This window comes from Altererythrobacter sp. CAU 1778 (assembly GCF_054482795.1).
Genome location: NZ_JBTLRP010000001.1, coordinates 543,070 through 557,819 on the forward strand (window position 1 = coordinate 543,070; position 14,750 = coordinate 557,819).

15 protein-coding genes are annotated in these 14,750 nt (G+C 65.2%); 6 read left to right on the forward strand and 9 right to left on the reverse strand.

The window, feature by feature from the left end:
- Window positions 1-32 precede the first annotated feature (32 nt).
- Together ACXYN8_RS02370 and dapD are read right to left on the reverse strand one after the other, a co-directional pair.
- Window positions 33-332 (reverse strand): hypothetical protein, encoded by a 300-nt coding sequence (locus ACXYN8_RS02370; protein WP_458887695.1) that lies wholly within the window; start codon window positions 330-332, stop codon window positions 33-35.
- 91 nt (window positions 333-423) lie between these two features.
- On the reverse strand, window positions 424-1,263 hold the full coding sequence (dapD, locus tag ACXYN8_RS02375; protein ID WP_458887696.1) for a 2,3,4,5-tetrahydropyridine-2,6-dicarboxylate N-succinyltransferase: 840 nt from the start codon (window positions 1,261-1,263) through the stop codon (window positions 424-426).
- 146 nt (window positions 1,264-1,409) lie between these two features.
- Between dapD and ACXYN8_RS02380 the strand changes: the two genes are divergently transcribed.
- Window positions 1,410-3,809, forward strand: a complete 2,400-nt coding sequence (locus ACXYN8_RS02380) for a S8 family peptidase (RefSeq protein WP_458887697.1) — start codon at window positions 1,410-1,412, stop codon at window positions 3,807-3,809.
- Between the two features lie 9 nt (window positions 3,810-3,818).
- On the opposite strand, the gene ACXYN8_RS02385 is transcribed toward ACXYN8_RS02380, so the two are convergent.
- The 3 genes from ACXYN8_RS02385 to ACXYN8_RS02395 form a co-directional block, all read right to left on the reverse strand.
- Window positions 3,819-4,865 (reverse strand): phosphotransferase family protein, encoded by a 1,047-nt coding sequence (locus ACXYN8_RS02385; RefSeq protein ID WP_458888890.1) that lies wholly within the window; start codon window positions 4,863-4,865, stop codon window positions 3,819-3,821.
- A gap of 43 nt (window positions 4,866-4,908) precedes the next feature.
- On the reverse strand, window positions 4,909-5,997 hold the full coding sequence (locus ACXYN8_RS02390) for a Zn-dependent alcohol dehydrogenase (RefSeq protein ID WP_458887698.1): 1,089 nt from the start codon (window positions 5,995-5,997) through the stop codon (window positions 4,909-4,911).
- An 84-nt stretch (window positions 5,998-6,081) separates the two neighbouring features.
- Window positions 6,082-7,428, reverse strand: coding sequence for an acyl-CoA dehydrogenase family protein (locus tag ACXYN8_RS02395; protein ID WP_458887700.1), 1,347 nt, complete (start codon window positions 7,426-7,428; stop codon window positions 6,082-6,084).
- 337 nt (window positions 7,429-7,765) lie between these two features.
- Between ACXYN8_RS02395 and ACXYN8_RS02400 the strand changes: the two genes are divergently transcribed.
- The 4 genes from ACXYN8_RS02400 to ACXYN8_RS02415 all read left to right on the forward strand — a co-directional run bounded on the left by ACXYN8_RS02400 (window position 7,766) and on the right by ACXYN8_RS02415 (window position 11,553).
- Window positions 7,766-8,950, forward strand: a complete 1,185-nt coding sequence (locus ACXYN8_RS02400; RefSeq protein ID WP_458887701.1) for an acyl-CoA dehydrogenase family protein — start codon at window positions 7,766-7,768, stop codon at window positions 8,948-8,950.
- Window positions 8,951-8,953: 3 nt separating this feature from the next.
- Entirely contained in the window at window positions 8,954-10,093 is a 1,140-nt protein-coding gene (locus tag ACXYN8_RS02405) for an acyl-CoA dehydrogenase family protein (protein WP_458887702.1), read from the forward strand.
- 79 nt (window positions 10,094-10,172) lie between these two features.
- Window positions 10,173-10,979: an SDR family NAD(P)-dependent oxidoreductase gene (locus ACXYN8_RS02410; RefSeq protein ID WP_458888891.1), complete on the forward strand. Its 807-nt coding sequence runs from the start codon at window positions 10,173-10,175 to the stop codon at window positions 10,977-10,979.
- A gap of 10 nt (window positions 10,980-10,989) precedes the next feature.
- A complete protein-coding gene (locus ACXYN8_RS02415) occupies window positions 10,990-11,553 on the forward strand; it encodes a DUF1993 domain-containing protein (RefSeq protein ID WP_458887703.1) in 564 nt (187 codons plus the stop codon).
- 16 nt (window positions 11,554-11,569) lie between these two features.
- Here ACXYN8_RS02415 and ACXYN8_RS02420 read toward each other — a convergent pair whose 3' ends face one another.
- The 4 genes from ACXYN8_RS02420 to ACXYN8_RS02435 are packed head-to-tail and all read right to left on the reverse strand — an operon-like array spanning window position 11,570 to window position 14,023.
- A complete protein-coding gene (locus tag ACXYN8_RS02420; protein ID WP_458887704.1) occupies window positions 11,570-12,334 on the reverse strand; it encodes a helix-turn-helix domain-containing protein in 765 nt (254 codons plus the stop codon).
- Window positions 12,334-12,990 (reverse strand): guanylate kinase, encoded by a 657-nt coding sequence (gene gmk / locus ACXYN8_RS02425; RefSeq protein ID WP_458887705.1) that lies wholly within the window; start codon window positions 12,988-12,990, stop codon window positions 12,334-12,336. The genes ACXYN8_RS02420 and gmk overlap by 1 nt, the downstream gene beginning before the upstream one ends.
- 31 nt (window positions 12,991-13,021) lie before the next feature.
- A complete protein-coding gene (locus ACXYN8_RS02430) occupies window positions 13,022-13,456 on the reverse strand; it encodes a hypothetical protein (RefSeq protein WP_458887706.1) in 435 nt (144 codons plus the stop codon).
- A 54-nt stretch (window positions 13,457-13,510) separates the two neighbouring features.
- Window positions 13,511-14,023 (reverse strand): SspB family protein, encoded by a 513-nt coding sequence (locus tag ACXYN8_RS02435; RefSeq protein ID WP_458887707.1) that lies wholly within the window; start codon window positions 14,021-14,023, stop codon window positions 13,511-13,513.
- Between the two features lie 133 nt (window positions 14,024-14,156).
- On the opposite strand from ACXYN8_RS02435, the gene hisB reads away from it, so the two are divergent.
- Complete coding sequence (gene hisB, locus ACXYN8_RS02440) at window positions 14,157-14,750, forward strand: imidazoleglycerol-phosphate dehydratase HisB (RefSeq protein ID WP_458887708.1); 594 nt, start codon at window positions 14,157-14,159, stop codon at window positions 14,748-14,750.

Here is a 14,750-nt window from a genome sequence, read left to right on the forward strand (position 1 = left end):
TTGATGGCGTTTGTCCCTCCCGAATTGGCAGTTCAGTCCGCGGGCGGCAGGTTGGCCGGATCGTCGCTTCGCGTATCGATCGTCGCTGCGTCGTCTTCCAGGCCGACGACACTGTCGGTCGACTCGCCATTGCTTTCGGCGCGGACGCGGTCGGTCACGTTGGCGTAGTCCGCCTCCGGATCGTTGGTCAGCGCGGGGACGATCCAGACGAGCGACAACACCACGACGCCGAGCACAAGGCTGATTGCCAGAATGTAGCGAACGACGCCTTCTTTCGAGCCACCGCTAGCCTCGGTGTCGTTGATGTGAACTTCGTTGTTTTCTTTATGCATGACGACTTTCCCTCCGGGCAAGGTTTGCGACCCTTGTTACGGGTTCAAAACCGCCGTTCGGCGGCTTGGTTCCGCAAAGCCGGAGGTAGGATCAGTCGCGCAACAGATCGTTGATGCCGGTCTTGGAGCGGGTTTGCGCGTCCACGGTCTTCACGATGACCGCGCAGTAGAGCGAGGGGCCGGGGCTCCCGTCCGCCGGCGACTTTCCGGGCAGCGCGCCGGGTACGACCACGGAGTAGGGCGGCACCTGGCCGCGATGCACTTCGCCGGTCTCGCGATTCACGATCTTGGTGGAGGCACCGAGGTAGACGCCCATGGAAAGGACCGCGCCTTCGCCCACGCGCACGCCTTCCGCGACTTCGCTGCGTGCGCCGATGAAGGCGCCGTCACCGATGATGACCGGATCGGCCTGGAGCGGCTCCAGCACGCCTCCGATGCCCGCTCCGCCGGAGATATGCACGTTCTTGCCGATCTGCGCGCAGCTGCCCACGGTGGCCCAGGTATCCACCATCGTGCCTTCGTCGACGAAGGCACCGATGTTGACGAAGCTGGGCATCAGCACCACGCCCTTGCCGATGTGGCTGCCCCGGCGGACGATCGCGCCCGGAACCGCGCGGAAGCCCGCATCCTTGAACCGATCGTCGCCCCAGCCGGCGAACTTCAGCGGCACCTTGTCGAAACCGGGCGCGCCGCCACAGGCGCCTTCCATCCTGACGTTGTTGTTGGTGCGGAAGGACAGCAGGACTGCTTTCTTGAGCCACTGGTTCACGGTCCAGCCGCCATTGCCGTCTGGCTGCGCCACGCGCGCTTCGCCGGTGTCGAGAAGCGCCAGCGCTTCGTCCACCAGCTGGTCGGTCTCGCGGTCGGCGGGCGAGATCTCGTCGCGGCGTTCCCACGCGGCGTCGATGGCGGACTGCAATTCTGCGCTCATAACTTCCCCAGTTGGTGGCACCCGATGGCCGGGTCGCCTGCGACTAATCGCACAGGCGCAGCGGTTCAAGCGCGTGCGGACCCGATTTGCCCGTTCAGCAAAGCTTTAGGCGATTCGGCATAGCTTGCGGTATAGGGATTGGCAAAATGACGACAAATCTGGCGATTTTGCGCGGCCTTCGCGGTCTGCGGCTGGGAACGGCGCTGACTGCGCTGGCGGTGCTTTCGGCCTGCGGGGGAGGCGGTGGATCGACCCGCAGCACTCCTGCGCCGCCGCCGCCCCCACCGCCGCCGGCACCCACACCCGCCCCCAGCCCGACGCCCGCGCCTGCCGCTCCACCAAGCGATCCCGCTGCCTACCAGACCGGGGAATACCGCCGCAGCGACGGGCCGGAATTTCACAACGCGATCGAGGCTTGGACGCGCGGCTATGCCGGTGCCGGAGTCACGCTGGCGATCGTCGACAGCGGCATCGACACCGACAGTCCCGAATTCGCCGGGCGCGTGTCCTCGGCGTCGCGCGATGTCGCTGGCAATGGCACGGTCGAGGCGGAGGACGATCACGGCACCAATGTCGCCCTGGTCGCCGCAGCGGCGCGCGACAACACCGGCGTCATGGGCATTGCCTTCCAGGCCAATATCCTCGCTATCCGTGCCGACGAACCGGGATCCTGCGCGACCGAAGGCACCGATGACGAGGATGGCGGCTGCAAGTTCCAGGACCGGGACATTGCGGCTGGTATCAACCATGCCGTCAGCAACGGCGCGGCGGTGGTCAACCTGTCTCTCGGCGGCGGACGGACCAGTTCCACCGTGCTGAACGCGGTCCGCAATGCCGCCTCGCGCGGAGTGGTGGTTATCGTATCCGCCGGAAATGACGGCGCGACCGACGACACCACGATCAACCCCGACAATCCGGACCTTTTCGCGCAGGATATTCGCGACGCGGGCGGCGGTTATGTCATCATCGTCGGATCGGTCGACGACGCGGGCGGTTTCTCGGCCTTTTCCAACCGGGCGGGTTCCTATCGCAACGCTTTCCTCTCTGCGCGCGGCGAGCGGATCTGCTGCGTCTATGAAGACGGCGAACTGTTCGTCGATGACGAAGGCTTTGCTTACGTCTTCTCCGGAACCAGCTTTGCCGCGCCTCAAGTGACCGGCGCGGTCGCGCTGCTGAAACAGGCGTTCCCGAACCTGTCCGGGTCGCAGATCGTCGAACTGCTGCTCGACACGGCGCGGGATGCGGGCACCGCCGGCGTCGACGCGACTTATGGCCGCGGGATCCTGGACATTGGCGCGGCATTCCGGCCGCAGGGCACGACCAGCATCGCAGGCACAACCACGGCGGTCCAGCTGGGCGAGATCGCCGGGCAGACTTCGCCTGCAATGGGCGATGCGGGCGGAAAGGGCGGGCTGTCCACCGTCATCACCGACAAGTACGAGCGTGCATACGGTGTCGACCTCGCCGCCAATATCGGACAGGCGGAGCAGGTACGGCGGCTGGCCCCCGCGCTGGAGGGCGGTATGCGCCACGTCGCGATCGACGCTGGCCGCGCGAGCCTGGCCTTCACGGTCGCAGATGCGCATTTCCAGAATTCCGACGACTTCGCGCGCGAACTCCAGCTCACGCCGCAGGAGGCCGAGCAAGCCCGCGTTCTCGCGGCGCGGGCGGCCATGCGGATCGACGCCTCGACCAGCGTCGCGCTCGGTTACGCGCAAGGTGCGGACGGCCTTGCCGCGCAGTTGCAGGGCCAGTCGCGCCCCGCCTTCATGATCGCGCGCGATGCCGGTTCGGACAACGGCTTCTACCTGAGGCAGGACAGCGCGCTCGCCGTGCGCCATGAGATGGGCGACTGGGGCGTAACCGTCAGCGCCGGGCAGGGCGAGGCGCTGCTGTCCAACCGGCTAGGCATGAACGGCGAGATCGCCCTTGGCCGCCGCGATGACGACGTGCGGACCTACGGTGTCGGACTGGATCGCAGCTTCGGCAAAGTCGAAGCGGCATTGGGTCTCGGCTGGATGGACGAGGAACGCACCGTACTCGGCGCGCGGTTTGGCGAAGCGCTCGGCGTCGGCGGGGCGGACACCTTCTTTCTCGACGGTTCGGCGGGCTGGACCTTCGCGCCGCAATGGCGACTGGGGGCATCGGCGCGCTACGGTGTGACGGACCCACGCGCGAGCGGCTTCGTCACCGGTGCATCGCGCTTCGACACCAGCGCCTGGTCTGCTGACGTGGTACGCTACGGCGTGTTCGGCCAGTCCGACAGCATGGCGCTACGTCTGTCGCAGCCGCTGCGGGTCGAAGGCGGCGGTCTGAGCTTCGCACTGCCGGTCGACTATGACTACGCAACCGAGAGCGCGAGCTTCGGCACGCGCACGCTGTCGCTTAGCCCCACGGGGCGGGAGATCAATGGCGAGATCGCGTGGCGCGGCCCGTTGTGGGGCGGCAACGCGGCGGCGAGCCTGTTCTACCGCAACCAGCCCGGCCACATCGCCAGCCAGGACGACGACAAGGGCGCGGCGGTCCGCTGGACGCGCAAGTTCTAGGCGCGAAAACTAAGCGGGCATCCCGGCTTTAAGCGCGAAATCGTAACTGCGTTCGATCAGAGGCAGCACGCGTTCGGACATGGTCTTCGCGTGGGCGGAGGAGGCCGTCCCGTCGATCACGCGTTTCTTGATGCCCTGCATGATTCCGGTCAGCCGGAACAGGTTGTAGGCGAAATACCAGTCCATCGGCGGCACGGGATAGCCGGTGCGCGCTACGTAGCGATCGATGGCTTCCTGTCGCGACGGGATACCGAGTTCGTCCAGCGCCAGCCCGCCGATGCCCGCACGCCCGTCCGGCTCGTTCACCCAGTTCAGCATGAAATAGCTGAAGTCCGCGATCGGATCGCCCAGCGTGGAAAGCTCCCAGTCGAGCACTGCCAGAACGCGGTTCTCATCCGGCGCGAAGATCATGTTGTCGAGCCGGTAATCGCCATGCACCACGCTGGTCGCGTGCTGCGGCGGCACGGTGGTCGGCAGCCATTCGATCAGCCGCTCCATCTTGGGCTGATGCTCGGTTTCGGAAAGCTTGTACTGCTTGCTCCACCGCGCGATCTGGCGCGCGCAATAATCGGTCGGCCTGCCGAATTCGCCGAGGCCGATGGCCTGCGGGTCCTTGGTGTGCAGATCGGCCATGGTGTCGATCATCGCATGATAGATCTCGCGCCGTTCTTCGGGCGCATAATCGGGGAGCGCGCCGTTCCAGAGCGAACGTCCGTCGGCGAGACCCATGACGAAGAATTTGGAGCCGATAACATCTGCATCCTCGCACAGCCCGTAGGCGCGTGGCACCGGAAAGCCCGTCGGGCCGAGTGCGGCCATGGCGCGATATTCGCGGTCGACCGCATGGGCGGATGGCAGCAGCTTGCCGAAAGGCTGGCGGCGCAGGACGTAGCTGCAACCCGGCGTGTCGACGCGGTAGGTCGGGTTGGACTGGCCCCCCTTGAACTTGGACAGGCCGATCGGGCCGGAAAAACCCTCTACATTCGCTTCCATCCACGCGGTCAGCGCGGCTTCGTCCAGTTGGTCACGCTCCGGCACGTCGATGGTGCCGACCATTTCGGTCTCGTAGTCGATTGCCGGTCCGCTCACGCCGCTATCCTCAGTCGAACACGATGACGCTGCGCGCGCTGGTCCCGGCGCGCATCTTGTCGAAGCCGTCGTTGATCTGATCGAGCGAAATGCGCTCGGCAATGATGGTGTCGAGATCCAGCAGGCCGCGCATGTAGAAGTCGACGAGGCGCGGCAGATCGACCGGAAACTGGTTGTTGCCCATGATTGCGCCCTGCAGCTTCTTGGAAGCGAGCAAGTCCATCGCGCCAAGGCCCACCTTGCAGTCGAGCGGCATCATGCCGAGGATGGTCGCGGTGCCGCCGCGCCGCAGGATCTTCACCGCGAGATCGGCGCTGGCCTGCCGGCCCACGGCTTCGATGGCATGGTGGACGCCGCCGCCGGTCAGCTTGATGATCTGGTCTGCCGCATCTTCCGCCATTGCGTCGATCACGTGCGTCGCGCCGAGCGCTTTGGCGAGTTCGCGCTTCTCCTCCAGCGGATCGCAGGCGATGACCATGCCTGCACCCGCAATCTTCGCGGCGTTGATCGCGGCCAGGCCCACGCCGCCGCAGCCGATTACCGCCATCATCTCGCCCGGCACCAGCTTGCAGGCGTTGAACACCGCACCCGCACCCGTCGTCACCGCACAGCCGATCACTGCCGCCCGGTCCAGCGGCATATCCTTGTCGATGGCGACGCAGGCGTGTTCGTGGATCAGCATCTGTTCGGCAAAGGCCGAGAGGTTGAGCATCTGGTTGACCGGCGATCCGTCGGCGCGCTTCAGGCGAGCGGGATCGTCCCGGCCGCGCCGCACTTCTCCGCTGACGCACAGTGCCATGCGGCCTGTCACGCAGAACTCGCAGTGCCCGCAGAAGGCGGAGAGGCAGGAGACGACGTGATCGCCCGGCTTCACGGTGCGAACCTCGCTCCCCACGGCGCGGACCACGCCAGCTGCTTCGTGACCCGGAATGGCGGGGAGGGGGTGGGGGTAGGCACCGTCGATGAAGTGCAGGTCCGAATGGCACAGACCGCAGGCCTTGGTGTCGATAAGCACCTCGCGCGGGCCGGGTTCCGCCACCTCGATATCGCCGATGACCAGGCCCTGACCGGGCGTTTCGAGGATGGCTGCTTTCACCATGATGCGTGTTCTTTCGTGAAGGGGTCGGGATAGGAAACGGCAAGCGACCGCGTGGGCCGCCCGCCGATTGTCACTGCCGGAATATCAGCGCGAAACGCCGATGTCGCCGCTGCTCATCGCGCCTGCGCTGCCGGCGCTGGCCATGTCCGAATTGCCACCGGCCCGCAGGGCATTGGACGTCGGACCCTGCTTCGGCTGGTGCTTGCTGATCTCGATCCGAGCAATCGTGCGTTCGTGCACTTCGTCCGGACCATCGGCCAGGCGCAGCGTCCGCATGGAAGCGTAGGACTTCGCGAGGCCGTAGTCGTTCGAGACACCGGCTCCGCCGTGCGCTTGGATGGCATCGTCGATGATCTTCAGCGCCATGTTCGGTGCCTGCACCTTGATCATGGCGATTTCCTGCTTGGCGTTCTTGTTGCCGACCTTGTCCATCATGTCGGCGGCCTTGAGGCACAGCAGGCGCGTCATCTCGATGTCGATGCGGGCGCGGGCGATACGTTCTTCCCAGACCGAGTACTTGTAGATCGGGCGGCCGAAGGCCTCGCGTTCCTGCAGGCGCTCGCACATCTTTTCCAGAGCCACTTCGGCGACGCCGATGGTGCGCATGCAGTGGTGGATGCGGCCCGGCCCGAGGCGGCCCTGCGCGATCTCGAACCCGCGCCCTTCGCCCAGCAGCATATTGGTGATGGGGACGCGCACGTCCTTCAGTTCGATTTCCATGTGACCATGGGGCGCATCGTCGTAGCCGAACACCGGCAGGTGGCGCAGGATGTTCACGCCCGGCGCGTCGAGCGGCATCAGGATCTGCGACTGCTGCACATGGCGCTGTGCGCTCGGATCGGTCTTGCCCATCACGATTGCGACCTTGCAGCGCGGATCGCCCGCGCCGGACGACCACCACTTGCGCCCGTTGATGACGTATTCGTCGCCATCACGCTCGATCCGGGTTTCGATATTGGTTGCGTCGGAGGAAGCGGTGTAGGGCTCGGTCATCAGGAAGGCGGAGCGGATGTCGCCGTTCATCAGGGGCTTCAGCCATTCGTCCTTCTGCTCGCGCGTGCCGTAGCGATGGAACACTTCCATGTTGCCCGTGTCGGGCGCGGAGCAATTGAAAACTTCCGATGCGAAGCCGACCTTGCCCATCTCCTCGGCGCAGAGCGCATATTCGAGGTTGGTGAGGCCCGGGCCTTCGAATTCGAAGGTCTCGTCGACATGGTGGTGGCTGTCGTTGCGGGGCGGCATGAACAGGTTCCACAGGCCCTTGGCCTTGGCCTTGGCCTTCAGCTCCTCGACCACCGGGATCACCTTCCAGCGATCGCCCTCGGCATCCTGCTGGGCATAGGTGGGCACGGCCGGGCGGACATGCGCGTCGATGAAGTCGCGGATCTGGTCGCGCCAATGGGTCTGCCGTTCTGTGGGTTCGAAATCCATGCTGCCTTTTGCCTTTCGGTGGTGTGCTGTGTCTTGTCTGATGGCCGTACGCGGTGCGGCGACGACAGAGGCCCTGTCGTGCTGCGGGCGCGGGAACGGCGTCTGCTTGAGGGGCGGCGTGCGGCGCGCCGAACTCGCCCGCGAATCAAGCAGGCGGTGTCATTCCATACCTTTCTCTCCTGCCGTCAGCTTAAGCACGGCGCGAGATGCGTCAACGCACATTCGCCTGACGCTACGGCAAGGCCGAGCGGACAACATGAACTTGCGATAAGGGCGCGAATCACACTAACGTGCGCCGCAACATACCGGGTTTTTAGAACGAGAGAGGACACGACCCATGGCCGATCAGGAACTGGACGCCTTCCGCGCGGAAACGCGCGAATGGCTCGAAGCCAACTGCCCGCCCGAAATGCGCGAGCCTGTGCGCGATGACGAAGACGTCTACTGGGGCGGCCGCAACGCCAGCTTCAAGAGCGACGCGCAGAAAATCTGGTTCGAGGCGTGCCGCGACAAGGGTTACACCGTGCCTGAATGGCCCAAGCCTTACGGCGGCGCCGGCCTCTCGCCCGCCGAAGGCAAGGTGCTGCGGCAGGAAATGGCGCGCATCAACGCCCGCCCGCCGCTGTCGAGCTTCGGCATCTGGATGCTCGGCCCGGCGCTGCTGCACTTCGGCACCGAAGGCCAGAAGCAGCGCTTCCTGAACGAGATTGCCCGCGGCGAGATCCGCTGGTGCCAGGGTTACAGCGAGCCGGGCAGCGGCTCCGACCTCGTGTCGATGCAGACCTATGGCGAGGACAAGGGCGATCACTGGGTCGTGAACGGACAGAAGATCTGGACCAGCTATGCCGACAAGGCGGACTGGATCTTCTGCCTCGTCCGCACGGACAAGGCGAACAAGTACCAGGGCATCACCTTCATGCTGTTCGACATGGCCAGCGCGGGGGTCAGCACCAAGCCGATCCTGCTGATCAGTGGCAACAGCCCGTTCTGCGAGACGTTCATGGACGATGTGGAAGTCCCCAAGAGCTACGGCGAGGACGTGCCGGGCTACGTCGGTGAGATCAACCGCGGTTGGGACGTCGCCAAGTATCTGCTCGGCCACGAACGGGAAATGATTTCAGCCACCGGCGGCGGCGACCGCGCGACCTCGCTCGGTGCGGTGGCGAACCGTCAGGGCGCGCTCGACCCGGTCCTTCGCGCAGAGCTGGCGATGTTCGATGTCGATGCGCTCGCCTTCACCGCGATGAGCGAAAAGTTCATGGATGAACTGAAAGCGGGCAAGGGCCACCCGGCCCAGCCCAATATGCTCAAATATGCCGGGACCGAGCTCAACAAGCGTCGCCACGAGCTGATCATGGCAGCCGGGGGCAGCCGCGCGCTCGAATGGGAAAGCGAGGAGACCGACGGCGGCAAGGCACCGCGCGCCTGGCTGCGGACCAAGGCCAATTCGATTGAGGGCGGCACCAGCGAAGTCATGCTGAACGTCATTTCCAAACGCATTCTTGACCTGCCGGGAGCCTGATCGATGCCTCTCTATTACGACGACGACCAGACGATGCTGGCCGATACCGTGGGCCAGTTCATGGCCGACGAAGGCGCCATCGCGAAGCAGCTGCGCCACTGGCGCGACAAGGATTGCAAGGATGGCTTCGGCCATGAATTGTGGAAGAGCTTTGCCGAGATGGGCTTCACCGGCATCCTCGTGGACGAGGCTGACGGCGGGCTAGGCATGGGCAATGTCGCGGCGGGCATCGTGCTGGAGGAAATCGGTCGCAATCTTACCCCGTCGCCCTTCCTCGCCAGTTCCGTACTGGCGGCCACCGCGCTCAAGCACGCTGACGACGCAGCGCGCTCGCGCTGGTTGCCGGGCTTGATCTCCGGCGAGCACGTCTACACTGTCGCGATCGACGAAGGGCCGAAGCACCGCCCGGAAACGGTCGCGCTGAAGGCGGAGAAGTCGGGCAACGGCTTCAGGCTATTGGGCAAGAAGGACTTCGTCCTGCACGGCGCGAGCGCGGACATGATGGTGGTCGCGGCCCGCACCTCCGGTTCGGACGGCGATGCCGATGGCATCACGCTGTTCGCCGTCCCGAAAGACGCCGCGAACCTGAGCCACGATGCCGTGCGACTGGTCGATAGTTCGATGGCGACGCATACCGTGTTCGACGGGGTCGAACTGGACGGCGACGCGGTCATCGGCGAGGTCGATGGCGGGCGCGAAATCCTCGACAAGATGCTGATGGCCGGGCGCGTGGGCGCCGCGGCGGAAGGCGTGGGCGTGGCGCGCGGGGCGATGGACATGACCGTCGACTACATCAAGCAGCGCAAGCAGTTCGGCCGCGTGATCGGCGAATTCCAGGCGCTGCAACACCGCGCCGCGCACTTGTATTCCGAGGTCGAGATTGCTCGCGCCGTAACCATCAAGGCCGCCCAGCTGGTCGATGGCGAAAGCGAGAAGGCCGACCTGATGGCGAGCGTCGCCAAGGCCAAGGTCGCCAAGGCGGCAGGCCTCGCGGTGCGCGAAGGCGTGCAGATGCACGGCGGCATCGGCATGACCGACGAATACGACATCGGCCTCTACATGAAACGCGATCGCGCGCTGCAGGAATTCCTGGGCGACCAGTACTATCACGCTGGGCGCGTCGCGGAGATGAGCGGATACTAGACGAAGTCTGCCCGCCTCCGATCATCGCCAATGATCGGCGAATGTTCGACGAGAGCCGGTTCCAGGGAGAGAATACATGATGAAACTGAACGAGCTATTCGGGCTCGAAGGCAAGATCGCACTGGTAACCGGCGGCAGCCGGGGGATCGGCAAGATGATCGTCGAAGGCCTGCTCGAAGCCGGCTGCGCGAAGGTCTATATCGTCGCGCGCAAGAAGGAGCAGGTGGACGAAACCAGCGCCGAACTGGGCGACAAGGTGATCGGCCTTGTCGGCGATCTCAGCCAGATGGACGGCATCCAGGCGCTGGCCGACGAAATCGCCAGCCGCGAAGACCGGCTCGACCTGCTGGTCAACAATGCCGGCGCGGCATGGGGCGAGCCGTTTGAGGAGTTCAGCGAGGCCGGCTGGCACCGCACGATGGACCTCAACCTCAAGACGCCGTTCTTCCTTACGCAGAAGCTGCATGGCCTGCTGAAGGCAGCGGCCACGCCGGAACGGCCTGCGAAGGTGCTGATGATCGCCAGCATCGACGGGATGAAGTCCAACCCGTGGGAAACCTATCCTTATCAGGCATCGAAGGCCGGGCTGATCCACCTGACCCGGAGAATGGCCGCGCGCCTGATCAAGGACGATATCGTCGTCAACGGCATCGGCCCCGGCGCTTTCCCCAGCGCGATGAACCGCGCCGCGCGCGACAATCCCGATGCGTCTTCGCGCGGCATCCCGTCGCGCCGCGTCGGCGTGACGGAAGACATGGCGGCGGGCGCGATCTACCTGCTCAGCCGCGCAGGCGACTACGTGGTCGGCACCACGATCCCCATCGACGGCGGCGTGGTCAATGCCAATATCGGCGCGGGCAATTTCGTCGACCCGTCAGGCGAGTAGGCGCAGGCCCATGCACACCGAGACCACGCTGACGGCGACTTACGTGCAGATGTTGCGGGCGCTGTCCGCCTGGCTGGACAAGGCCGCTGCCACGCGCCCCGGCGACAGCGGGGAGGAAGTGCTATCGGCGCGGCTTGCGCCCGACATGTTCCCGCTTTCGACGCAGGTCCGCTTTGCCTGCGTGGAGGCGTATGAAGGTGTTGCGCGGCTGCGCGCAGAGGCTCTGCCGCCGGTGGTCGCGGAACTGCTCGAAGAGGGGCGCGGGGCGGGCGATGCGCCGGGAACCCTCGCTGGTGCGAAAGCGCGGATCGCGGAAACGCTGGGGATGCTCGCAGGCCTCGATGCCGCCGCCGAGACGACCGGTGACGATGCCTCGCTGGCCCACGAGCTTCCCAACGGCATGGTCTTCGACCTGTCACGGGAACAGTATGCGCGCGACTGGGCGCTGCCGCAGTTCTATTTCCACCTGATGGCGGCCTACGCGATCCTGCGCGCAGAGGGCGTAGACCTCGGCAAGGCGGATTATGTCGCGCACATGTTCGCCTACCTTCGCCCCGGCACGATGCCGGGGTGAAAGGCAGACAAGGCGGTTACTTGATGAAATAGCCGGTCACGCCCCAACCGCTGCCGGTCTTTTCCAGCACGATGGTTTCCACCGCGCCGGGTGCCGCGGCGTAATTGGTGTCGAACTGGACGACCAGATAATCGCCGGAGGGTGCGCCAGGCAGCTCGTTATAGGGCGTGACGGCCTTCAGCTGGCGCGAAACCACCGCGCCGAGCGGCTTGCGCACCGGTTCCACCTGCGCGCCCCATTGCTTGGCGGTCACGGCATCACGAAAAGTGGGACCCGCCTGTTCCCAGCTTTTTGCCCACTGACCGGCATCGACGAGAGCGATCCAATCGCGGGCCAGCCGCTCTGCCTTTGCCCGGGTGTCCTGTGCGACCGCAGGCGCGGGATGGGATGCGGGCGTCACGTTTGGGGTGCCGCCCATCATGGCGAGGGCGATTATGGCGGTGGCAATCATGGCAAATCCTCCGATAACCCACGGCCGGGGCAATCCTGTCCGGCCTTCGTGGGTGGAGGCTGCATTGTGCTGAGGAGCCTCGGCAGGCGCATTCCCGATTTGCGCAGGGCCAAGCGAATTGGGGGGCGATCCTTCGTATTGCGCGAGGGCGCGGGCGGCCTCCTTGCTGCTGCCGACCCCAAGTTTCTTGCGGGCTTCCCGCAAGTAGTCGTTGACCGTGTGGACGGACAGATCCAGCTCGCGCGCCGTCGATTTGGCGGTGTGACCGGCCAGCAGGAGACGCAGGACCTGCGCCTCGCGCTCGGTCAATGTCTCCGCCCGGTGCGCCATCAGCCGCCCATCAGCTCGCGCACGAAGGGAATGAGGCCGGTCTGGCGGGTGCGCTTCATCCGCTCTGCGTGCAGGATCTCGCGCACCTTGACGAAACATTCGTCGATATCGTCGTTGACCACCACGTAATCATATTCCGCCCAGTGGCTGATTTCGCCCCGCGCGCGGTCCATGCGCCGGTCGATCACGTCCTCGCTGTCGGTCGCGCGGCTTTCCAGCCGGCGGCGCAATTCGGCAAGGCTGGGGGGCAGGATGAATACGCTGACCACGTCCTGCTGGTCTTTCTGGTAGAGCTGCTGCGTGCCCTGCCAGTCGATGTCGAACAGGAAGTCGCGGCCTTCCTTCAGTCCTTTGCGGATATAGCCCTTGGGCGTGCCGTAGCGATTGCCGAAAACCTCGGCCCATTCATAGAAGCCGTCCTGGTCGACCCACTGGCTGAACTTGTCGTCGCTGACGAAGTGGTAGTCGATCCCGTCGATCTCGCCGGGGCGCTTGGGCCGGGTGGTGGCCGATACCGACAGTTCGATGTCGTCGTCTGCCGTCAGCAGCATTCGCGAAATGGTCGTCTTGCCAGCGCCCGAAGGCGAGGAAAGAATGAACATGAGCCCGCGCCGGGCGAGATTCGGCGGGGTCAGGGATTGCTGCGGGTCGGCCATGGGCGCTGTTGGCGCAGGCCGACCAGCAAAATCAAGTGTCCTCGGCGCTTTTTGCCTGTTCCAGCAGTTCGCGGTCACCTTCGCGCTTCGCCTTTCGCAGGCGCTGACTGCGGTCGAGCAGGTTCTTGGCGAGGATGGCGCCGCCGACGACGATGGCGCCGGGCACGGACCGCGTTGCGACCTTGGCCGCGGCGAAGGACGTCAGCCGATGGACCGGCTTGCGCGCGTTGACGATGTTCTTTGCCGTATCCTTGCCATAGCGCCCCTTGAGGAAGCCACGCTCCACCGCGTCGCGCAGGACATAGGATCCGGCGCGCATGATGATGTCGGCCATTATCAGGTTGGTGGCGGGATTCGGGCTGGGACCGGGTACGTCGCGGTCATCGTCCGTCACCTTGTGGCGCGCACCGGCGACGAGGTCCGCGCCCTTTTCCTGCGGTGATTTCAGCTTGCGCCGTCTTGCCATCTGCTGCCCCCTGTCGTGCCGCGCCATGTGTAGCAGGCGCCCGAACAGCGCGGCTTACTTCTTGCGACCGAAATCGACGGTTACCACGTTGGAACCATCGTCACTCTTGGCAACGGGCGAGCCTGCACCCTGTTCCGAGTCGCCCGGCGTGTCGTTTTCCGCATCGTCGTGCGGGGCCGGGGGCACTTCGTCGGCCGAGGCCTGGAACTGCAGGCCGAAATCGACTGCCGGATCGACGAAGGCCGTGATCGCCGCGTAGGGAATTTCGAGCTTCGCCGGAATCTGGTTGAAGCTGAGGCCGACGGTGAAGCCATCCTCGCGCACGTCGAGGTCCCAGAACTTGTTCTGCAGAACGATGGTCATTTCGTCCGGGAAGCGTTCGCGCAGGTGATCGGGGATCGATACGCCGGTCGCGCCGGTCTTGAAGGTGATGTAGAAATGGTGGTTGCCGGGCAGTTCGCTGCCCGACGCCTCGATCTCGCCCAATACGCGGCCGACCACCGCGCGCAGCGCCTCCTGCACGATTTCGTCGTAGGGGATCAGGCTGTCGGGGGTGTCGTCGCTCATAGTGATCAAACGGTTACGCTTGCACCCGCGCCGGTCAAGCCAATTTGCTGACCTCATCCACAAAGCCCAGCTTTGGCAGGGGCAGGCTTTGGCCCGATTGATTCATGCCGCCAGCGGCCTATAGCGCTGGGCCATGCGCAGCGGACGGATAGAGCGGAACACCGCGGAAACGAAGATTCTCGTCGAGGTCGATCTTGACGGTACGGGCACCTATGACGTGGCGACGGGAATCGGCTTTCTCGATCACATGGTCGAACAGTTCAGCCGCCATTCGCTGATCGACGTGACGATGAGGGTCGACGGCGACCTTCACGTCGACCAGCATCACACCACCGAAGACAGCGCCATCGCGCTCGGCCAGGCGATTGCCGAGGCGCTGGGCGACAAGGGCGGCATCGGTCGTTACGGCAGCGCCTATTCGCCGATGGACGAAACGCTGGCCCGCGTGGCGCTGGACATCTCCGGACGGCCCTACCTCGTGTGGAAGGCCAAGTTCACGCAGGAAAAACTGGGCGAATGGGACACCGAGCTGATCGAGCACTGGTTCCATTCGGTCAGCCAGAGCGCCGGCATCACCCTGCATTGCGAGCTGCTCTACGGCACCAACAATCACCACATTTGCGAAGCGCTGTACAAGGGCTTTGCGCGCGCCATGCGAGCGGCGGTCGAACTCGACCCGCGCAAGGGCGGCGCGATCCCGAGCACGAAGGGCCAGCTGGGTGGCTGA